The sequence below is a fragment of the Mycobacterium riyadhense genome (genome assembly GCF_963853645.1).
Classification (GTDB): Bacteria; Actinomycetota; Actinomycetes; order Mycobacteriales; family Mycobacteriaceae; genus Mycobacterium; species Mycobacterium riyadhense.
This window is the reverse complement of sequence record NZ_OY970456.1, coordinates 1,073,320-1,092,147: the sequence shown is the minus strand read 5'-3', so window position 1 is coordinate 1,092,147 and position 18,828 is coordinate 1,073,320. Positions and strand designations below refer to the sequence as shown.

22 protein-coding genes and 1 pseudogene are annotated in these 18,828 nt (G+C 64.5%); 3 read left to right on the top strand and 20 right to left on the bottom strand.

Annotated elements, in window-relative coordinates; translation table 11 throughout:
• Positions 1–63: 63 nt before the first annotated feature.
• The 4 genes from AADZ78_RS04980 to AADZ78_RS28915 all read right to left on the bottom strand — a co-directional run bounded on the left by AADZ78_RS04980 (position 64) and on the right by AADZ78_RS28915 (position 3,159).
• A complete protein-coding gene (locus AADZ78_RS04980) occupies positions 64–972 on the bottom strand; it encodes a DUF4436 domain-containing protein (RefSeq protein ID WP_085249108.1) in 909 nt (302 codons plus the stop codon).
• An 84-nt stretch (positions 973–1,056) separates the two neighbouring features.
• On the bottom strand, positions 1,057–1,995 hold the full coding sequence (locus tag AADZ78_RS04975; RefSeq protein WP_085249109.1) for a DUF4436 domain-containing protein: 939 nt from the start codon (positions 1,993–1,995) through the stop codon (positions 1,057–1,059).
• A 119-nt stretch (positions 1,996–2,114) separates the two neighbouring features.
• Positions 2,115–3,005: a formylglycine-generating enzyme family protein gene (locus AADZ78_RS04970; RefSeq protein WP_085249110.1), complete on the bottom strand. Its 891-nt coding sequence runs from the start codon at positions 3,003–3,005 to the stop codon at positions 2,115–2,117.
• The gene (locus AADZ78_RS28915; RefSeq protein ID WP_139828530.1) at positions 2,986–3,159 is read right to left on the bottom strand and encodes a DUF4436 family protein; all 174 of its coding nucleotides are present in this window, start codon (positions 3,157–3,159) and stop codon (positions 2,986–2,988) included. Before AADZ78_RS28915 ends, AADZ78_RS04970 begins: the two co-directional genes overlap by 20 nt.
• 139 nt (positions 3,160–3,298) lie before the next feature.
• Here AADZ78_RS28915 and pstS point away from each other — a divergent pair, with 139 nt between their 5' ends.
• Positions 3,299–4,414 (top strand): phosphate ABC transporter substrate-binding protein PstS, encoded by a 1,116-nt coding sequence (gene pstS / locus AADZ78_RS04965; RefSeq protein ID WP_085249111.1) that lies wholly within the window; start codon positions 3,299–3,301, stop codon positions 4,412–4,414.
• Positions 4,415–4,426: 12 nt separating this feature from the next.
• Here pstS and AADZ78_RS04960 read toward each other — a convergent pair whose 3' ends face one another.
• From AADZ78_RS04960 to rpsJ, 13 genes are all read right to left on the bottom strand, one after another.
• Positions 4,427–5,398 carry a DUF4436 domain-containing protein gene (locus tag AADZ78_RS04960; protein WP_085249112.1) on the bottom strand — a complete coding sequence of 324 codons (972 nt, stop codon included), beginning with the start codon at positions 5,396–5,398 and terminating at the stop codon, positions 4,427–4,429.
• A 194-nt stretch (positions 5,399–5,592) separates the two neighbouring features.
• Positions 5,593–7,956: an arylsulfatase gene (locus tag AADZ78_RS04955; protein WP_139828523.1), complete on the bottom strand. Its 2,364-nt coding sequence runs from the start codon at positions 7,954–7,956 to the stop codon at positions 5,593–5,595.
• A gap of 148 nt (positions 7,957–8,104) precedes the next feature.
• Positions 8,105–8,500, bottom strand: a complete 396-nt coding sequence (rpsQ, locus tag AADZ78_RS04950; RefSeq protein WP_139828524.1) for a 30S ribosomal protein S17 — start codon at positions 8,498–8,500, stop codon at positions 8,105–8,107.
• 7 nt (positions 8,501–8,507) lie between these two features.
• Positions 8,508–8,750, bottom strand: coding sequence for a 50S ribosomal protein L29 (rpmC, locus tag AADZ78_RS04945; RefSeq protein ID WP_085249115.1), 243 nt, complete (start codon positions 8,748–8,750; stop codon positions 8,508–8,510).
• Complete coding sequence (rplP, locus tag AADZ78_RS04940) at positions 8,750–9,166, bottom strand: 50S ribosomal protein L16 (protein WP_047313519.1); 417 nt, start codon at positions 9,164–9,166, stop codon at positions 8,750–8,752. The genes rpmC and rplP overlap by 1 nt, the downstream gene beginning before the upstream one ends.
• A gap of 3 nt (positions 9,167–9,169) precedes the next feature.
• Entirely contained in the window at positions 9,170–10,006 is an 837-nt protein-coding gene (rpsC, locus tag AADZ78_RS04935; protein ID WP_085249116.1) for a 30S ribosomal protein S3, read from the bottom strand.
• Positions 10,006–10,572, bottom strand: coding sequence for a 50S ribosomal protein L22 (gene rplV / locus AADZ78_RS04930; protein WP_085249117.1), 567 nt, complete (start codon positions 10,570–10,572; stop codon positions 10,006–10,008). The genes rpsC and rplV overlap by 1 nt, the downstream gene beginning before the upstream one ends.
• Entirely contained in the window at positions 10,569–10,850 is a 282-nt protein-coding gene (gene rpsS / locus AADZ78_RS04925) for a 30S ribosomal protein S19 (RefSeq protein ID WP_006245110.1), read from the bottom strand. The genes rplV and rpsS overlap by 4 nt, the downstream gene beginning before the upstream one ends.
• 30 nt (positions 10,851–10,880) lie before the next feature.
• Entirely contained in the window at positions 10,881–11,723 is an 843-nt protein-coding gene (gene rplB / locus AADZ78_RS04920; RefSeq protein ID WP_085249118.1) for a 50S ribosomal protein L2, read from the bottom strand.
• 33 nt (positions 11,724–11,756) lie between these two features.
• Positions 11,757–12,059, bottom strand: coding sequence for a 50S ribosomal protein L23 (rplW, locus tag AADZ78_RS04915; protein WP_067241936.1), 303 nt, complete (start codon positions 12,057–12,059; stop codon positions 11,757–11,759).
• Positions 12,060–12,731, bottom strand: coding sequence for a 50S ribosomal protein L4 (rplD, locus tag AADZ78_RS04910; protein WP_085249119.1), 672 nt, complete (start codon positions 12,729–12,731; stop codon positions 12,060–12,062).
• Positions 12,731–13,405, bottom strand: a complete 675-nt coding sequence (gene rplC / locus AADZ78_RS04905) for a 50S ribosomal protein L3 (RefSeq protein ID WP_085249120.1) — start codon at positions 13,403–13,405, stop codon at positions 12,731–12,733. The genes rplD and rplC overlap by 1 nt, the downstream gene beginning before the upstream one ends.
• Positions 13,406–13,420: 15 nt before the next feature.
• On the bottom strand, positions 13,421–13,726 hold the full coding sequence (rpsJ, locus tag AADZ78_RS04900; protein WP_003873519.1) for a 30S ribosomal protein S10: 306 nt from the start codon (positions 13,724–13,726) through the stop codon (positions 13,421–13,423).
• Between the two features lie 337 nt (positions 13,727–14,063).
• Here rpsJ and AADZ78_RS04895 point away from each other — a divergent pair.
• Together AADZ78_RS04895 and AADZ78_RS04890 are read left to right on the top strand one after the other, a co-directional pair.
• A pseudogene (locus AADZ78_RS04895) lies at positions 14,064–14,359 on the top strand (cytochrome P450); the annotation flags it as partial.
• 72 nt (positions 14,360–14,431) lie between these two features.
• Positions 14,432–15,178, top strand: a complete 747-nt coding sequence (locus AADZ78_RS04890; protein ID WP_204804212.1) for a PE family protein — start codon at positions 14,432–14,434, stop codon at positions 15,176–15,178.
• A 4-nt stretch (positions 15,179–15,182) separates the two neighbouring features.
• Here the strand turns inward: AADZ78_RS04890 and mftG are convergent, their stop codons facing one another.
• Genes mftG through mftE form a run of 3 tightly spaced genes read right to left on the bottom strand, consistent with a single transcriptional unit; the run spans position 15,183 to position 18,786 of the window.
• Entirely contained in the window at positions 15,183–16,640 is a 1,458-nt protein-coding gene (gene mftG, locus AADZ78_RS04885; RefSeq protein WP_085249121.1) for a mycofactocin dehydrogenase MftG, read from the bottom strand.
• A gap of 8 nt (positions 16,641–16,648) precedes the next feature.
• On the bottom strand, positions 16,649–18,061 hold the full coding sequence (mftF, locus tag AADZ78_RS04880) for a mycofactocin biosynthesis glycosyltransferase MftF (protein WP_085249122.1): 1,413 nt from the start codon (positions 18,059–18,061) through the stop codon (positions 16,649–16,651).
• The gene (gene mftE / locus AADZ78_RS04875; RefSeq protein ID WP_085249123.1) at positions 18,058–18,786 is read right to left on the bottom strand and encodes a mycofactocin biosynthesis peptidyl-dipeptidase MftE; all 729 of its coding nucleotides are present in this window, start codon (positions 18,784–18,786) and stop codon (positions 18,058–18,060) included. Before mftE ends, mftF begins: the two co-directional genes overlap by 4 nt.
• Positions 18,787–18,828: the final 42 nt, after the last annotated feature.

Below are 18,828 nucleotides of genomic sequence, written 5' to 3'. Positions count from 1 at the left end.
CGCACGGCTGGGAGCGATTTTCTGAAGCGAATGAGGACCAGGCAGAATCCGGAAAGCGCGCCCCTACCGCGAGTGTCGGTACCACGCGGCGATGTACACCACCATGGCAGTGGCCAGCGCTATCAGCACCCATATCACCACGGCTTGGTCGATCCACGAACCCGCCGGAGGCGAACCGGGGAGGATGGTGCGCAAGGGCACGACCGCGAACAGCATCGCGGCGTACCAGGTCCCAAACGGCGGCAAGAATTCTCTGCGGCCAGTGAGCATCTGAATGGCCACGAACAATGCCAGCGTCGGCAAGGTAAACAGGACCAGGCAGATTCCGAGGTCGAACACCAACGGACCCTTGGCCCGCTTTAGCGTGATGATGACGTTGTCCGGGCGATCGGAAGTCTGGCTGCTGTCTCCCACCCGAGTGGCGCTGATGTCCCACCCCTCCAACGATCCGGTCACTTCGACTCTGGCGGGTTTGTATTGACGGTTTTCACCAGCTCCCACCAGCACATCGGCCTGGATGATGTCGGTGGTGTAAGTGTCGAACGGCCAGTTACCTGGGTCGCCGTGCGCCTCGATGGTGGTCGCAACCTGCGCCGGCGACTTGCCTACCGGGTACTGCAGATCGCCCAGGTCATTCTCGGGATACAAACGCACCGAAGTGTCGACAGTCAACACGTCAAGACGCTTGTCGATCATCGAATCATCGGGCATCACAAGGACTTTCACGTCAAGGCGATTTGAAACGGTGTGTAGCTGCTCGAAGCGCAGCAAGACCACGGTGTCGTCGTTGGTTCCGACATCCGGCTTAGGCAGCGGTCCCGGCGTGCTGGCTAGCCAGTGATAACCGAGCAGCGAAAAGACGTAAACAACGACAACGCCCACGATGATGCCGACATCGAGCACGAGGTGCTTTCTTCGCGACGTGTGCTTGGGTTCGGGAGGCGACTCGGCCTGAGGGACGTCATCGGCCACGGATAGTCACCACCAAGGCTCGCCGTCGTGCGACACGGAGTCAGATCGTAGCAACCGGCATCCCCGCCAACGGCAGCCGCTTTTTCAGTCCGATTGCCGGACCCAGGCGAAGATATACAAGCTCATCGCCACCGTCAGCGCGATCAGCACCCATTGCACGATGGCTTGGTCGATCCACGCACCGGGTGGTGGCGCGCCGGGAAGGATGTTGCGCAGCGGAACGATCGCGAACAGGTTCGCCGCATACCACGTTGCGAACGGCGGCAAGAACTTCCTCCTACCCAATGCCATCGGGACGGCCACCAACAGCGCCAGGGTAGGCAGGCTGACGAGGACAACGCAGATGCCCAGGTCGAAGATCAGCGGGCCCTTCGCCCTGCGCAACTCGACGATCACGTCCGGATTGTCACGAATCCGAGGGGACGGGGGGCCGCTGGCCTCGCGAACGCGGGTGACGGTCGCGTCCCACCCGTCCAGTGATCCGGTCACTTCCACACGGGCGGGAATCTTTTTTCGGTTATCGCCAGACCCGACCAAGACATCGGCCGAAAGTTCCTCGGTTTTGTACGAGTCGAACGGCCAGTTGCCGGGATCGCCATGGGCCTCGATCGTGGTCGACACTTGAGCGGGTGTTTGCCCCGCCGGGAATCGCAAGTCCCCCAGCTCGCTTCGCGGATACAAGCGCACCGCGATGTCGGTGGTCAGCACGTCAAAGCGCTTGTCGTACAGTTCATCCCCGGGATAGACGAGCACGTTGACCGTGAGGCGATTTGCCACGGTCTTTAGCTCTTCGAGGCGCATCTGCACGATGGTTTCCGTCGCCCCGGCCGCACCCAGGTCGAGCGGAGGTAGCGGGCCCTCTGATTTCTCCAGCAAATGAACGCCGACCAGCGAAAGCACGTAGGCGACGACAATCGCCACCAGAACGCCCACACCGATCACGATGCGCGGCTTTCGCGACTTGTTTGGAGCCACTGCGTGCCGGGTCGTCGGCGGCGATATTGGCGAAGCGTCGGTGGTCATTCGTCGGCGCCTCGGGGCAACACGGGGTCAGATATTAGCGAGCCCGTAGCCACTGCGCCCGGCCACAGGAAATCGGTCACCCGCAGGCATTCCGGCGGTAACCAGCCGGTCACTTTGCGTTAGGCGGACGCCGAATTCGCCACACAGCGAAACCCGATGTGGGTAGTCGCGGTGTCCTGCGACTGCGGTGAACGCGCGGCCGGCCGGTAGCGGTGACAGTACTCCGGCGCGCACAAGTGCGAGCCGCCCTTCAAAGTCTGGTTGACGTTTGGATCTGCGGGGCCCGAGGGCCCGCAACAGGACTTCGGCGGCTGATCAAGCCGGTGGTGTGCGGAAAACTCCGTGGCGGTCCACTCCCACACGTTTCCGATCATGTCGACCAGGCCGAATCCGTTGGGTGGGAACGTCCCTATCGGCGACGTTCCCACCCAACCGAGCGCGCCGTTATTGCGGTACGGGAACCTGCCCTGCCAGGTGTTGGCCATCAGTCGACCGTCGGGGTTGGGTTCGTCGCCCCACGAGTAGGTCGTCGTGGTTCCGGCGCGAGCCGCATACTCCCATTCGGCCTCGGTCGGCAGTCGCCGCCCCGCCCACCGCGCGTAGGCAGCGGCGTCGGGATACGCCACCTGCACAACCGGGTGGTCGGCCTTGTCCGCGATATCGCTGTCCGGCCCGAACGGGTGGCGCCAATTCGCCCCCGCGACCCATTCCCACCATTGCCGCCAGTCACGCAGGTCGACCGGGCCCGTTGTGGGACGGAAAACCATGGCACCCGGACGTATGTCAGCGGGATCCATCCCCGGATAAAGCGCCGGGTCGATCTGTTGCTCGGCCACCGTCACATAGCCTGTCGCACAGACGAATTCCTCGAATTGCGCGTTGGTCACCGGGTGCCGTTCCACCGCAAAAGGACCCACCGTCACGGTGTGGATCGGCGCCTCTTCCGGGTAGAAGCTCGTAGAGCCCATGCGGAAGGATCCGCCGGGTAGGTCAACCAGCTCTGTGAACACCTATGTAACGCGCGCTAATCGGATTGTCATACCACGTGACCATGTACATGGCCATCGCCGCGACCAACGCTATCAACACCCAGGGCACATGCGCTTGGTCGACCCACGGTCGCCGCGTGCGTCGGCGGCGCCGTTTGTTCCGGCGGGGCCACAGCGGTCATTGGTCACCCCCTTCTGCAAGGCCAGCTTGTCGACTGGTCAGATGGTAACGAACCCGCGCCGCCAGCGCGGCTACCGCCGAGCATTCACCTGAAGTTTGTTGGCGTGTCAAGTCGATAGTCGTAAATGTCGATATGCGTGGAGATCGGGGTAAGGCGGCACGCCGAGCCGCCTTTGGTTTGCTGACTGCCGTTGCGTTGGTGCTGTCGGGGTGCGCCACCCACCACACGACCCTGGTCTACGCCAGCGGAGCCAAGGTGCAGTGCGGCGGCAGGCAGAACATATCGGCAAGCGGCTCGACGGCGCAGGCCCCCGCGATGACCCGGTTCATCGCCGCTTACGGCAAGATTTGCCCAGGGCAGACGATGGCTTACAGCGCGATCGGCTCAGGCGCCGGAATTAATGAGTTCCTCGCCGGCAAGGCCGATTTCGCCGGCTCGGACTCGCCACTGACCGCTGACCAACACGCCGCCGCCAAGCAGCGCTGCGGCGGCGCTGATGCCTGGAACCTGCCTGTGGTATTCGGCCCCATAGCCATCACCTACAACCTGCACGCCGTCGATTTCTTGGTGCTCGACGCGCCCACGATTGCCAAGATCTTCAACGGCAGCATCAAACGCTGGGACGACCCCGCCATCACCGCGCTCAACGCATCCATGCCACCAGAAGACATCCGCGTCGTCTACCGCAGCGACGAATCCGGCACCACCGACAACTTTCAGTCCTACCTGCAGGCCGCCTCCGGCGGAGCCTGGAACAAGGGCGCGGGCAAGACGTTCAACGGCGGCGTCGGCACCGGCGCCGCAGGCAACGAGGGCACCTCCGCGACGGTGAAGAACACCGAGGGCGCGATCTCCTATACCCTGTTGCCGTTCGCGATGGAGCATGGGCTTTTCGCCGCCGAGATCAAGACCCTGGCAACCCGCAAGTCGTTGCGCCCGGTACGCATAGGCACCGACTCGGTCGGCAAGACCATCACCGGCGCGAAATTCGTCGGGAAAGGCAACGACCTGGTGCTCGACACCTCGGCCTTCTACAACCCCACCCAACCCGACGTCTACCCGATCGTCTTAGTCACCTACGAGATCGTCTGCTCCAGCTATCCCAGCCATGACGTGGGCGTGGCGGTCGAGGCGTTCCTCCAGGCGACGATTGGCCCCGGGCAACCCGACCTGGACCAACACGGCTACATCCCGTTGCCGCCGGACTTCCAATCCAGAGTCTCAAGCGCGGTCGACGCCATTAGCTGAGCTAGGCCTTTTCTAGGTCTTTTGCGTTGGCTTTCGATCTCGTTGCCGGGACCAGGCGACGACAAACAAGAACATCGCGACGACCAGCGCAATCAACACCCAAAGCACAAACGCTTGGTCGATCCACGAGCCCGGCGGCGGTGAACCGGGGAAGATAGTGCGCAGCGGGACGATGGCGAACAGCATCGCGGCGTACCAGGTTGCGAACGGCGGCAAGAACGACGTCCTGCCCAACGCCATCGGAATGGCCACCCACAATGCCAACGCGGGCAGGGCGAGAAGGACCAGGCAGATACCCACGTCGAAGATCAGCGAACTCTTGGACCTGTGCAACGTGATGATCACGTCGTCCTGGACGGTTGGGTCTGGTTCATCCGGGTCGTGAACGCGCGTGACGGTAGCGTCCCAGCCGTCCAACGATCCGGTTACTTCGACACGGGCGGCTACCTTTTCGCGATATTGGCCAGGCCCGGTGAATACGTCGGCCGCGATTACCTCCGTCTTGTACGAGTCGAACGGCCAATTGCTCGGATCGCCGTGCGCCTCGATCGTGGTGGCAACTTGCGCCGGCGCCTTTCCTATGGGGTATTGCAGATCCCCCAGGTCGTTTTCCGGATACAGGCGCACGGCGGCATTGGTGGTCAGCACGCCGAAATCTTTGTCATACAGCGAATCTTGTGGATACACAAGCACATTCACCTTAAGGCGATTTGCCACGGTCTTCAGCTCGTCCAGGCGCACCTGCACAATGCTGTCGTCGGCCGAGTACTTGCTGAAATCCACTGGTGGGAGCGGAGGCGCCGACTTGGCAAGCAAGTGAACACCAAGCAGCGATAGGGCGTAGACGGCGACGACGGCCACAAGAAGGCCTAGACCGATTGCGACGCGGCGTCGGCTTGGCCCTGGTGGCTCCGGCGGCGCCGGGGGTGGCGAAGGCTCGGGTGGCTCCGGCGGCGCCGGGGGTGGCGAAGGCTCGGTAGTCATAGTCGTTCAGGGTATAACGACCGCGAAGTCCTAGTGGTCAGGCAGCGCCGGCGCAATGCCGGGCCCCGGCTCTGCCGGCTCAGAATCTCGCCGTCTTTCCGGCCGACCCACTGGTAACGCGCCCACGGCCGGCCGCCGACGGGCAGACCGGGCCTACCACGCCAAGGACCGCGAGCTGCAGTCTGGCTCGAGCGCTAGTCACGCGAGAAGGCAAGCGCCAGTTCCTTTTCCACATCTACGTATAGTCGACCGGACACGTCGACGGTGACCTGGGCGATGGTGCCGCCGGTGAAGATGAACGGGGCTTTGTAGCGGCTCGACACTGCCGAACCCCCATTGCGCCCAACGGTGATGCCCGCGCCGGCCAACCCGAACGTTCCGGGATGCGTTGTTACGTCCGACAATGTGCCGACCGCATGTTCGTCGAAGAACAGCGTTGCCTCGCCGAGCGGAGTGTGGCTGTTGGCCACGGTCCCCGTCCGGGTGTAGCAGACCCCGAGCAGATGCCTGCCCAACGGGATCGGACCGTTCGAAGAGATCAGCTGTTGGCGTTCGCCGAGGAAGTTGTAGACGTAGTGCAAACGCCCGTCCTGGAGGAACAGCACGTGTCCGCCGTGCGCACCGCCTTGCTTGAACAGCACACCTTCGGCACCGGTGGTATCCACAGTCACCTCGGCCACCACGGCGAATGATCGGCCGCGAATCTCGGCGGCCGCGCCGATGCCGACGTCGGCGCAATTGGGATAGTAGATGTAGCTCGATCGATCGCTGACCAAATAGGGCCGCGACCGCGTCATCGTTTCCACGATGTTCAAATCCGACAGCGGCAGCCCGTTGTACTTGGCGGCCTCCGAGTACCACAGCGCCGTGAGTTCCTCGAGCTTCTCGGGGTGCTCGGCGGCCAGGTCGTGGCATTGGCTGCGGTCTTTTTCGATGTGGAACAGTTCCCACCGATCGGTGTCGAAATGCGACCAACCGGCTGGTGTGGCGGCGTGAACGGTGTTGGCGAACCAACCCTTGTGCCAGATTCCGCGAGTGCCCAGCATGGTGTAAAACTGGGTTTCTTTGTCCGTGAGGGCGGTCGGATCATCAAGGGCCGCTTTGAAACTCACGCCATCCAGCGGCTTCTGGCCGATGCCCTTGACCGTCGCCGGCGGCGTCATACCCAACAGGTCGTAAACCGTCGGAGTGATGTCGCAGACGTTGACGTAGTGGTCGCGGACCTCGCCGCGCGCCGCAACACCGTTGGGCCAGGAGATGATTGCCGGGTCGGCGATGCCGCCTTCATGCGATGCGTAGCGCTTGAACAGCTTGTAGGGTGCGTTGAACGCCATCGCCCACCCGATGGGGTAGTGGTTGTAGGTCTGTGGCCCACCAAGGTGATGGAAGAGCTTCATGCTCTCCTCGACGGTATCGATGTAGCCGTTGAAGAACTTGCCCTCGTTGACCGATCCGTTGGGGCCGCCTTCACCGCTGGCACCGTTGTCCGAGATCACCACGATGATGGTGTTGTCCAGCTGACCGGATTCCTCGAGGTAGTCCAGAATTCGGCCGATCTGGGCATCGGTGTAGCTCAGGAAGCCGGCGAATACCTCGGCCATCCGGGTGAACAGCTTCTTCTCCTCATCGCCGAGCGAGTCCCAGGGGCGCACCGTGTCCTGTAGTGGCCACGACTCGCCTTGTGGCCCCTTCACATCGAGATACGGGTTGATGGGCGACAATTCGGTTTCGGGCGGGACGATCCCCATCGACTTCTGCTTTTCCAGCACAATCTCGCGGTATTTCTCGTAGCCCATGTCGAATCGGCCGGCGTACTTATCGGCCCATTCCTTGAAAACGTGATGCGGGGCGTGCCCGGCACCCGGGCACACATAGCTGAACCACGGCTTGTCGGGTGCAATCACCTTGGCGTCGCGAATGAACTCGATCGTCTTGTCGGCGATGTCCTTGGACAAGTGGTAACCGTCCTCGGGCGTGCCGGGCGGGTTCACCGGGTGGTTGTCGTACACCAGGTCGGGGTACCACTGGTCGGTCTCGCCGCCCATGAAGCCGTAGAATCGCTCGAACCCGCGCGAGGTCGGCCAGTGCCGCTTGGTCGCCGCCATACTGGATTCCTCGAGTGGCGTCAGATGCCACTTGCCCACGCAGTAGGTGTTGTAGCCCCGTTCGGCGAGCACCTCGGACAGCAGCGCGGTGTCGGCTGGGATGCGGCCGTTGCAGTTGGGGAAACCGTCGGTGAATTCTTCGATGGTGGCCATGCCGACGGTGGTCGCGTTGCGACCGGTCAACAGCGCCGCCCTCGTCGGGGAGCACAGTGCGGTGGTGTGAAATTGCGACAATCGCACGCCGCGCTCGGCGATCCGGGTCATGGCGGGCATCTCAACCAGGCCGCCAAAGCAGTCCCAGGTCGCGATTCCGGTGTCGTCCCAGACCAGGTAGAGGATGTTTGGTGAGTTCTCCGGTGCCGTCGGCGCAGCGTAGGGACCCCAGTCCGGTTCCGAGTCGCGAATATCCAGCTCAATCTTGCCGTTGAATTCGGTCACCTTCGCTGGCCTCACTCCCGCAGTGGACTTGCCCAGATATCGCGTGCAGATTACACCTGCCGACAGGCTAGTCCGCCCAACCAACAAACGCCCGAGGGCGAGAGAGACGTAAAACCCCCGACACGCTCGGCGTGTCGGGGGTTTTTGCGTCTGCTCGCGGCCGTTACTTGGCCTTCTCGAGGATCTCGACGAGACGCCAGCGTTTGGTCGCCGACAGCGGACGCGTCTCCATCAGCGAGACACGGTCACCGATGCCCGCGATGCTGTCCTCGTCGTGAGCCTTAACCTTCTTGGTGGTGCGGATGATCTTGCCGTACAGCGGGTGCCGCATGCGATCTTCCAACTCGACCACAATGGTTTTTTGCATCTTGTCGCTCACCACATAGCCGATGCGGGTCTTGCGACGGCCGCGCGGCTTCGGAGTGCGCGGGGTGTGCTTGGGGCCCTTGTCCTTCGGCGTGGCGTCCTTCGGTGCTGCCACCTTCGGCGCAGCCTTCTTGGCCGCCGTCTTCTTCGCTGCGGGGGCCGCTTTCGCGCCGGTCTTAGCCTCTGCCATCACGATTCCTTCACGCTTCGTTCTCGGGGGCACCATCGGGCCCAGCAGCCAGACCCAGTTCTCGTTCACGCAGCACGGTGTAAATCCGCGCGATTTCCTGACGCACCGTGCGGAGCCGGCGGTTGTTCGTAAGCTGCCCAGTCGCCATCTGGAAGCGCAGATTGAACAGCTCTTCCTTGGATTCGCGCAAGCGCTCGGTCAGCTCTTCGTCGGTAAGCTCGCGCAGTTCGCCAGGGGAAACTCCCACTGCCATCAGAACTGCTCCTCTCGGGTCACGATGCGTGCCTTGATCGGCAACTTGTGGATGGCACGGGTCAGCGCGGCGCGTGCCGTCTGCTCATTGGGATAGCTGAGCTCGAAAAGCACGCGGCCAGGCTTGACGTTGACCACCCACCACTCCGGCGAGCCCTTACCCGAACCCATCCGGGTCTCGGCGGGCTTCTTGGTCAACGGGCGGTCCGGGAAGATGTTGATCCACACCTTGCCGCCACGCTTGATGTGCCGGTTGATGGCGATACGAGCGGACTCGATCTGCCGGTTGGTGACGTAAGCGTGCTCCAGGGCCTGGATGCCGTAGTCGCCGAAGTTCACCGTGGTGCCGCCACTGGCGATGCCACGCTGGCGGGGATGGTGTTGCTTGCGGTGTTTAACTTTGCGGGGAATCAACATGATTCAGCTCTCCGTGCTCTGCGTGTCGACGGCCGTGGCCACATCTTCCGACGACCCAGCGGCGGCTTCCTCACTGCCTACGGCGCGGCCCGCGTCGGTGCCGGTCGCCGTGGTGCCGGACGCACCGCTGCGACGCGGACGGGTGCTCGACGGCCGCTCGCGACGTGGGCGCTCGGCGCCCGCCGGCGCGGCCGCAGCCAATTCGCGCTTGCCGCCGACGATGTCACCCTTGTAAATCCACACCTTCACGCCGATCCGGCCGAAGGTGGTCTTGGCTTCGTACAGGCCGTAGTCGATGTCTGCCCGCAAGGTGTGCAGCGGCACGCGGCCCTCGCGGTAGAACTCCGAGCGGCTCATCTCCGCGCCGCCGAGCCGGCCCGAGCACTGCACCCGGATGCCCTTGACGTTGGGCTGACGCATCGCCGACTGGATCGCCTTGCGCATCGCCCGGCGGAACGCGACCCGGTTGCTCAGCTGCTCGGCGACCCCCTGGGCCACCAATTGCGCTTGGGACTCCGGGTTTTTGACTTCGAGGATGTTGAGCTGCACCTGCTTGCCGGTCAACTTCTCCAGGTCTGCACGGATCCGGTCGGCCTCGGTACCGCGGCGGCCGATCACGATGCCGGGACGGGCGGTGTGGATGTCCACCCGGACCCGGTCGCGGGTCCGCTCGATCTCCACGTCGGCAATCCCGGCGCGCTCCAGACCGCTGGACAGCAGCCGGCGGATCGCTACGTCTTCTTTGACGTAGTCCGCGTACTGCTTGTCGGCGTACCAGCGCGACTTCCAATCGGTGGTAATACCTAGCCGGAAGCCGTGCGGATTGATCTTCTGGCCCACTAGTCTGAGCCTCCCTTCGCTTCAGAAGTCTCAGAAGTCTTGGCGGGTGCTTTCTTTGCGGGCGCCTTTTTGGCGGCCGTTTTCTCGGCCGGCGCCTTGGTGGCCGCCGCTTTGGTGGCCGGGGCCTTCTTGGCGGGTGCCTTAGCGGCAGCCTTGCTGCCTTCGGCCCGGCGCGCCCGCGACGACTTCGCGGAACGCTGGTCCTTGGTCGGCCGGCTTTCCACCACCACCGTGATGTGGCTGGTTCGCCTGCGAATTCGGAACGCACGGCCCTGGGCACGCGGACGGATGCGCTTGGCAGTGGGGCCCTCGTCGGCGTAGACCGTGGCAACGACCAGGGTGGCCGGGTCCAGCCCGTTGTTGTTCTGCGCGTTGGCCGCCGCGCTGGCGATCACCTTGGCCACCGGCTCGCTGGCGGCCTGCGGCGCCCAGCGCAGAATGTCGAGCGCATCGGACACCGACCGGCCACGCACCAGGTCGATCACCCGGCGCGCCTTCCTCGGCGACACCCGCACGAAGCGTGCCTTGGCCGTCGCCGACGGAAACTCAGTCGTGGTGGTGCTCATCGCCGTTTGGCCTTCCGGTCGTCCTTGATGTGCCCCTTGAAGGTGCGCGTCGGCGCGAACTCACCGAGCTTGTGGCCAACCATCGACTCGGTGACGAACACCGGGACATGCTTGCGGCCGTCGTGCACGGCAAACGTGTGCCCGATGAAGTCCGGAATGATGGTCGAGCGCCGCGACCAGGTCTTGATGACCTGCTTGGTGTTCTTCTCGTTCTGCACGTCGACCTTCTTGAGCAGATGATCGTCGACGAACGGACCCTTCTTCAGGCTGCGTGGCATAGTTGGCTACTCCCTGAGACTTCGTTCACGCTAACGCCCGTGCTTCTTGCCGGTGCGCCGGCGCCGGACGATGAGCTTGTTGCTCGCTTTGTTCGGGTTACGGGTGCGGCCCTCGGGCTTGCCCCACGGGCTGACCGGATGCCGGCCGCCGGAGGTCTTCCCCTCACCACCGCCGTGCGGGTGGTCGACCGGGTTCATCACCACACCACGCACCGACGGGCGCTTGCCCTTCCAGCGCATCCGACCGGCCTTGCCCCAGTTGATGTTTGCCTGCTCGGCATTGCCCACCTCGCCGACGGTCGCGCGGCAGCGGACATCGACCCGGCGGATCTCGCCGCTGGGCATGCGCAACGACGCGTAACTGCCTTCCTTGCCGAGCAACTGGATGCTCGACCCGGCCGACCGGGCGAGCTTGGCGCCACCGCCGGGCCGCAGCTCGACGGCGTGCACCAACGTACCGGCCGGAATGTTGCGCAACGGCAGGTTGTTTCCCGGCTTGATGTCGGCGTTGGCGCCGGACTCCACCACGTCACCCTGCGAAAGTCCGTTCGGGGCAATGATGTACCGCTTCTCCCCATCTAGAAAGTGGAGCAGCGCGATGCGCGCGGTGCGGTTCGGGTCGTACTCGATGTGAGCGACCTTGGCGTTGACACCGTCCTTGTCGTTGCGGCGGAAGTCGATCACCCGGTAGGCACGCTTGTGGCCACCGCCCTTGTGGCGCGTGGTAATCCGTCCATGGGCGTTGCGGCCGCCGTGACCGTGCAGCGGGCGCACCAACGACTTCTCCGGCGTTGACCGGGTGATCTCGGCGAAATCGGAAACGCTGGCGCCGCGACGACCGGGTGTCGTCGGCTTGTACTTGCGAATTGCCATGTCTAATCAGGTCTTTCTCTCGCGCGCGGCGGGCTAGGCCGGTGCTCCGAACAGGTCGATCGGCTTGCTGCCCGGCGCCAGCGTGACGATGGCGCGCTTGGTGCTCTTGCGCTTGCCGTATCCGGTCCTGGTGCGCTTGCGCTTGCCCTGCCGGTTCGCGGTGTTCACCGATGCGACCTTGACGGAAAAGATCTTCTCAACCGCGATCTTGATCTGCGTCTTGTTCGAATCGGGGTGCACCACAAACGTGTACACATTGTCGTCGAGCAACCCGTAGGACTTCTCCGAGATGACCGGGGCCAGGATGATGTCGCGGGGATCAGCGATGGTCGCCATCTACGCCGTTACCTCCTCGGGCGTATCCGTGTTGGCTGTGTTTGCTGCGATGTAGGCGTTAAGCGCCTCCACGCTGAACACCACGTCGTCGGCGCGCAGCACGTCATAGGTGTTGAGCTGGTCGGGCGCCAGGACGTGCACGCCGGGCAGGTTGCGCACGCTTTTCGCACCCGCCTCGTCGCTGCGTCCGATGACCACCAGCACCTGCTTGCGGTCCGTCAGCGTGCCCAGGAATGCCTTGGCGCTCTTAGTGGAAGGGGTCTGACCTTCCACCAGCTCGGTGACCGCGTGGATGCGTCCGTTGCGTGCCCGGTCGGACAGCGCCCCGCGCAATGCCGCGGCGATCATCTTCTTGGGTGTGCGCTGGCTGTAGTCGCGCGGCTGGGGACCGTGCACAACGCCGCCACCGGTGAACTGGGGGGCCCGCGTCGAACCCTGCCGGGCGCGGCCGGTTCCCTTCTGCCGGTACGGCTTACGGCCACCGCCGCTGACGTCGCCACGTGTCTTGGTCGAATGCGTACCCTGACGGGCCGCCGCACGCTGTGCGGTGACCACCTGGTGCATCAGCGCGATGTTCGCCGGGACATCAAACAGTTCGGCCGGCAGCTCGATGGAGCCGTCGACCTTGCCGGCCGGCGTCTTTACATCAATTTTCAGGGTCTTGGCAGCCATTACTTCTCACCTCGCTTGATCGCGCTGCGGACCACCACCAGTCCACCGGTACGCCCGGGGACCGCACCCTTGATCAACAGCACGCCGTTCTCGGCATCGACCTTGTGCACCAACAGGTTCTGCACAGTCACCCGGTCGTTGCCCATGCGGCCAGACATCCGGGTGCCCTTGAACACCCGCGCGGGAGTGGAACAGCCACCGATCGAGCCCGGCCGGCGGTGCACTGCTTGAGCGCCGTGGCTGGCGCCCTGGCCGCGAAAACCGTGCCGTTTCATGGTGCCGGCGTAGCCCTTGCCCTTGGAAGTGCCCGTCACATCGACGTAGCTGCCGTCGGCAAAGATCTCCGCCGTCAGTTCCTGACCCACCTCGTATTCGGCGACCGCGTCCGCGTCGTCCAGGCGCAACTCGGCCAGGTGACGCCGTGGGTTGACGCCCGCGGCGGTGTACTGGCCGCTCAACGGCTTGTTGACCTTGCGAGGACTGATCTCGCCATAGGCCAGCTGCACGGCGCAGTACCCGTCACGCTCCGGGGTGCGGATGCGGGTCACCACGTTCGGCCCCGCCTTGACCACCGTCACCGGCACAACCCTGTTGTTTTCGTCGAATACCTGCGTCATGCCCAGCTTGGTACCCAGAATGCCCCGCCGCGCGGCGGAATTTCCCTGTCTCGCCATTGCTCGCCGAATCTCCTACTGGATGTTGACGTCGACACTGGCCGGCAGATCGATACGCATGAGGGCGTCAACGGTCTTCGGCGTCGGATCGAGGATGTCGATCAACCGCTTGTGGGTGCGCATCTCAAAGTGCTCGCGCGAGTCCTTGTACTTGTGCGGAGAGCGGATGACGCAATACACGTTCTTCTCGGTCGGCAATGGCACCGGGCCCACGACGCTAGCGCCCGTGCGGACGACGGTCTCGACGATCTTTCGCGCCGAAGCATCAATAGCCTCATGGTCGTAGGCCTTGAGCCTGATGCGGATCTTCTGTCCCGCCACGCTTTCCTACCTCATCTCCCAATGCCAGGCCCGGTACCTGGACCTGGTGCCCCCAGCGCGCCGGTCGACCCAGGCCCATCCCTGGCCGAGTTAGCGTCGCGCCGGATACTGCGCCGCTGTTTACTAGTCGTGGTCCACCGGCCCCCGCGCTCGGGCGTGTCACCCGCACGCAGCCTCGGAACCGGCCGAAATTCGTCGCTCTCCAAGGTTGGGACCGGACGCGCCCGTTTGGGCGCTGGTCGTATGCCCGGCCAGGCGCAAACCCGGCGCAAGACAACCTGAACAGTATGCCTTAGATCACCGCTTCGGCCAAATCCCACCCACCGCCGACACCGACGACCCGCCAGACCTGATGCCGCAGGCCACCGAGGCGACGATCCCCCGGTTGACGCCCGTCAAGCAGGGGATGCGCACCGCCACCGAGGACACCGTCATACGTGGCGTGCCCATCCCTAACGGCGCGTCGGGGTATCTGTCGTAGTCTCCGCCAACCGGGACGACGAGGTGTTCGACGAACCGTTTCGCTTCGATGTCGTGCGAAACCCCAATAAACACTTGGCTTTCGGCTTCGGCGTGCACTTGTGGCTGGGCGCCGCGCTGGCCCACATGGAAGTGAGCAGTTCCTTCGCTGATACCCGCCGGACTAAAGGTTTAAGCGGACCGCACGCCGGGCATAACGATCTCTGTCTAGCTGGAGGGGGCGAAATGTCATTTGTCAGTGCGGTGCCTGACTATGTTGCTGCGGCAGCAACTGATTTGGCGAGCATAGGTTCGACGATCAGCAATGCCAGCGCACTGGCGGCTGTCCCTACATCGGGGGCGGTGTTCCCCGCGGGTGCCGACGAGATATCGGCGTGGCTAGCGGCACTGTTCGCCGCGCGCGCACAGACATATCAGCTTCTCAGCGCTCAGGCGGAGGCCTTCCACAGTCAATTTGTGCAGCTTATGAGTTCCGGCGCGGAGCAGTACGCGCTCAGCGAGGCCACGAACAATTCGACTTTGCAGACCGCCGGGCAGGGTGCCTCTGCGATCGGCGCCCCCAGCCAGGCGCTATTGGGTGGTCTACTGACCGGCGCCGCCTACCACGGGGCTCCGGCCACCGGCGCAACGACGCCAACGGCGGCATTCCGTGCGGCAACGGCGATACCTACGCAGCCGGCCAGCGCCGTGGTAACGCCGGGTTCGGCCGGTCCGTCGGCGGTGCCGGTGGGACGGGCGGTGCCGATGGGATCAACGGTGCCTGCGGGGTCGGTCGGGCCGACGGTGCGTCCGCCATTCCAGCCTCTCGTAGCGGCCGAGTCGGCGGGGCCGGTGGCCGCGGAGGTCGGCTCGCCAGCGGCGCTAACGCCGTTGCCCGCCGGGCCGGCGGCGCGGGCCGCGCCGGCGGGGACAACGTCCCCGGCGGGTCGAGCGGAGGCGATCCAGCTGAGGGCGGCAACGCCCAGCTTCTGAGCGATCATGTCCGCTCAACGAACTCCGCCGCGCGGTGCGCCAGCATCACGATGGTTGCGTGCGGACCACGGCTGGTGATCACCGGCAGGATGGAACCATCAATTACCCACAGGTTCTCGACTCCGCGAACGCGGCACCGTTGGTCCACAACGGCTTTCGGATCACCGTCGACGCCCATCGGCGCGCTGCCACACAGATGCTGACACGTCGACCACGCTGGCTCACCGATTCCTGTTGTCAAACCCGCTATTTCGCGCGCCAATTCCATGCCGCGACGTAGCGCTGCTACATCCTCCGGCTCGCTGTCGTAATGGTGCTCAATACGGGGTGCGACCCAGGGATCGGGTGAAACCACGCTGATTCGCCCCCGGGCACGGGGCTGCATGAGTGCTACCCCGATATGCGGCCAGTCGGGATGTCCGGGGGTGCCGTTGCCGGTCATTGCTACGAAACCGCCTGTATACGGCCTAATCTCGAGATCATCATCGGTGCTGAGCACCACCTCTACAGCCGGACGTTGGGCGGCGACGGTCCACGTGGTCGGCAGTACCCATTCGGGGTGATCGCTACAACTTATGCCGACCGGCAGCGCCGCCACCACTGGCAATCCAGCGGCCCGCAGCATTGCCGGGTCGCCGATACCGGAAAGCATCAGCAGATGTGCAGATTCAATCGCACCGGCGCACAACACGATTCGGTCGGCGGTAAAGATGCTCGAACCTGTCGGGCCAGTCGCGTCAACACCCACGGCTGTGTGTCGCCGGGGCCCGCCCGAAAAGCGCAGGCGAAGTGCCCGCGTCTGCTCGATCAGTGTCAGGTTGGCCCGGCCCAGCGCGGGTATCAGATATCCCGCCCCCGAGCCGGTCCGCACCCCATCGACGATGTTGAGCGGGACCGCACCAATCCCCGAAACGACCTCGGGTCCCACATCATTGAGATCAGCGATCCAGGAAAAACCGGCGCGTTCGGCGGCAGCTATGAAAATCTCCGTGGTGCCCGTCATGTCGTGCGTCCGACGAACCGGGATGGGACCGGCGCGGCCATGGGCGGGACCATCGAAATCCATGTCGGTTTCGATTGCCCGAAAGTGTTCGAGGACGTCGGACCACGCCCAGCCGGAGATCGAATAGCCATCGAAGTCGCGCGGCAATCCACGGCAGAAGTAGCCGCCGTTGATGGCGCCGGAACCGCCCAGCGTTGCTCCCCGCACGATCGCCAGCCGGCGAACCGGTCGATCTGTCAGCTGGGTCTGATACCGCTCGACCAGGGGGCTGCCGGCGCCGATGGGCAGTTGCAGGCCGTTGGCGGTCTGAGCCAGCACTCCGGGATCGGCGAGTCCGGGGCCGGCCTCGAGCACCGTCACCATACAAGCGGGATCGGCGGAAAGGCGCTCAGCAACAACCGATCCGGCGCTTCCAGCACCGACGATCAAGACATCGCTATGCCGGACGTCTGCAGTCAAGGCGGCGGTTACGTCCGAATCTGCGGCTTGAGCGCACCGATGTTGCGTTCCCGCAGCACCCCGTACCACAGGCCGATGCCGTAGGCCAGGTCGTCGACGCGCTTGAGCAACAGGAAGGTCAGTAACCCGATCGGTTCCGCAGCGCCATCGGTGGCCTCCCTGCGGCGCAGCCAGTCAACCACGCCATCCACCACAGCCGCTATCACAACGACCCGCCTACAGTGGCGCGACAGAATCGCGGCGAGCAAGGCCACCGGCCAGTAGTGCCGGCACAGCGCCGATGCCAGTTGCAGCGCCGCCGCCCACAACCCGCGGGTGGCAACCGCGAGGACATCCCAGAACGACGTCTCGGCGCCGCGCATGGCCTTCGCGATCCGACGGCCCGTCACCAGGGCCATGATCAGCGAAGCCAGCTGAGCAATGCCGGTACCCAGCGACATGAGGACCCAAGCAATCAGTGCCCAGCCGGAGATCACCACCGGCGCGGTCTTGTCAGGATGCCGTACCGAGAGCGGAGCCGCCGAGCCGCCGTAAAACGCCTTGCGCGCGAGCCAGTCCCGCAATTCCGTGCGATGGTCGTGCGCGACCAGCGCAATAGGCTCATAGCGCAGCCGAGCGCCGGCCTCGATGAGCCGCCAGCACAGGTCGACGTCTTCGCCGGACTGCATCGTCTCGTCGAACCCGCCAACCTCCCGGATTGCCGAGCTGCGGCAGACGATCGCCGCACTGGGCACGTAGGACACCGTGCTGTGCGGGAGCACCGGCGCTTCGCGCTGACCAAGATCGAGTGACGAGTGCACCGCCTCGTAGCGAGCTACCACATTCTCGCTTTGTGACAGGCCGACGATGCGTGGTGCGACCAGCGCGACCGTGGGATCGCAAAAGTGGCCGAGCAGTGCCTCCAGCCATCCACGTCGCGGCGCCACATCGGAATCCAGGAAGGCTACGAAGTCGGTGGTGCACGCCGCCAGCCCGGTGTTGCGCGCGGCCGCCGGTCCCTTGCTGCGGGGGTGGTGTAGCACTTCGATGTCGCAGTGCGCGCCAGCCAAGTCGTCCAGCTCAACCGGGTATGCCGACCCGTCGTCCACCACGATGACACGCAGTCCGCGTAGCGAAGTCACCAACCGCCGCAGACCAGATGCGTTGTCGCGGACCGGTATAACGACGGTGACATCACGATGCGACGGGCCACCCGCCGGACGTGGATGCGCGACGGTGGCGTCCAGCAGGGTGCGGGCCAACTGCGCACTGACCTCGTCGCAAACCTTGAGGCGGCCATCGGAGATCATGTCTTGTGCGGCGGGAGCCAACCGCAGCAACCGCGTCGGTGAGCCTCCGAGCAGGGCTGCACCGTGGCCAAGCACCCGCACGCGACGGTCAACCTGCACCGCGAACCCGTCGGGCAGTCGCGTTGCCGTCATGTCAGCATCCCGTTGGGCCCCGGCACCCACCGGGCGATTCGGCCCGCACAATCGTCGACCATCTCGGCAAAAATCCGTTTCCCGTCGTCGGCGGTCGCGGTCGTCGGGTCCCCGAGCACTCCTATCGGGCTGACCGCCGCAACGCCGCCGCGTCTCATCGACGGCAGCAGATCGGACAACGAAGCGCCATTGCCCGCGCGCCACCGGTCGGTGAGCACATCGGCCGGTGAAAGATGCAGCAACAGGGATGTTTCGGTATGGCCGGCGTGGGCGTCAGCGCCAGCTGAGGCACAGGGGCACCATCCCGCGTCGCGACCTTCTGATCGCAGCAAGCCTATAGCCCGCTGCAACGCACCGACATTGCCGCCGTGGCCATTGACGAAGACTAGCCGCCCGGCCCAGCAGGCGGCCGAGCGGCCATACTCAACCAGCAGCATCGTCAGGGCTTCGGTGCCGATAGAGATCGTTCCAGCGAAACTTTGATGCTCGCCGCTGGCACCGTAGGCGATGGCCGGCGCCAGCAGCCAATCGAGGCGTTCGGTGACGGCCCGGGCGACGGCTGTCGCAATCCGGGTGTCGGTATCGAGCGGCAGGTGTGGACCGTGCTGTTCGGTGGATCCCAGCGGGATCAATATTGACGGCGAGGTGGATATCTGTAACTGCCTCGACGTCGCACTCCCCAGTTCGCCGAGTACGGGCACTTGCCGATGGTAAGACGAATTCACCTGGCGTGCACCAATTGTTATCTGATTTACTGAATTTTTTTC

Excerpts from the sequence above, each read along its gene's own strand:
- AADZ78_RS04975 (WP_085249109.1), bottom strand. The coding sequence starts at position 1,995 with ATGACCACCGACGCTTCGCCAATATCGCCGCCGACGACCCGGCACGCA.
- pstS (WP_085249111.1), top strand. The coding sequence starts at position 3,299 with ATGCGTGGAGATCGGGGTAAGGCGGCACGCCGAGCCGCCTTTGGTTTG.
- AADZ78_RS04960 (WP_085249112.1), bottom strand. The coding sequence starts at position 5,398 with ATGACTACCGAGCCTTCGCCACCCCCGGCGCCGCCGGAGCCACCCGAG.
- rpmC (WP_085249115.1), bottom strand. The coding sequence starts at position 8,750 with ATGGCAGTGGGAGTTTCCCCTGGCGAACTGCGCGAGCTTACCGACGAA.
- rplP (WP_047313519.1), bottom strand. The coding sequence starts at position 9,166 with ATGTTGATTCCCCGCAAAGTTAAACACCGCAAGCAACACCATCCCCGC.
- rplV (WP_085249117.1), bottom strand. The coding sequence starts at position 10,572 with ATGAGCACCACCACGACTGAGTTTCCGTCGGCGACGGCCAAGGCACGC.
- rpsS (WP_006245110.1), bottom strand. The coding sequence starts at position 10,850 with ATGCCACGCAGCCTGAAGAAGGGTCCGTTCGTCGACGATCATCTGCTC.
- rplB (WP_085249118.1), bottom strand. The coding sequence starts at position 11,723 with ATGGCAATTCGCAAGTACAAGCCGACGACACCCGGTCGTCGCGGCGCC.
- rplW (WP_067241936.1), bottom strand. The coding sequence starts at position 12,059 with ATGGCGACCATCGCTGATCCCCGCGACATCATCCTGGCCCCGGTCATC.
- rplD (WP_085249119.1), bottom strand. The coding sequence starts at position 12,731 with ATGGCTGCCAAGACCCTGAAAATTGATGTAAAGACGCCGGCCGGCAAG.
- rplC (WP_085249120.1), bottom strand. The coding sequence starts at position 13,405 with ATGGCGAGACAGGGAAATTCCGCCGCGCGGCGGGGCATTCTGGGTACC.
- AADZ78_RS04890 (WP_204804212.1), top strand. The coding sequence starts at position 14,432 with ATGTCATTTGTCAGTGCGGTGCCTGACTATGTTGCTGCGGCAGCAACT.
- mftF (WP_085249122.1), bottom strand. The coding sequence starts at position 18,061 with ATGACGGCAACGCGACTGCCCGACGGGTTCGCGGTGCAGGTTGACCGT.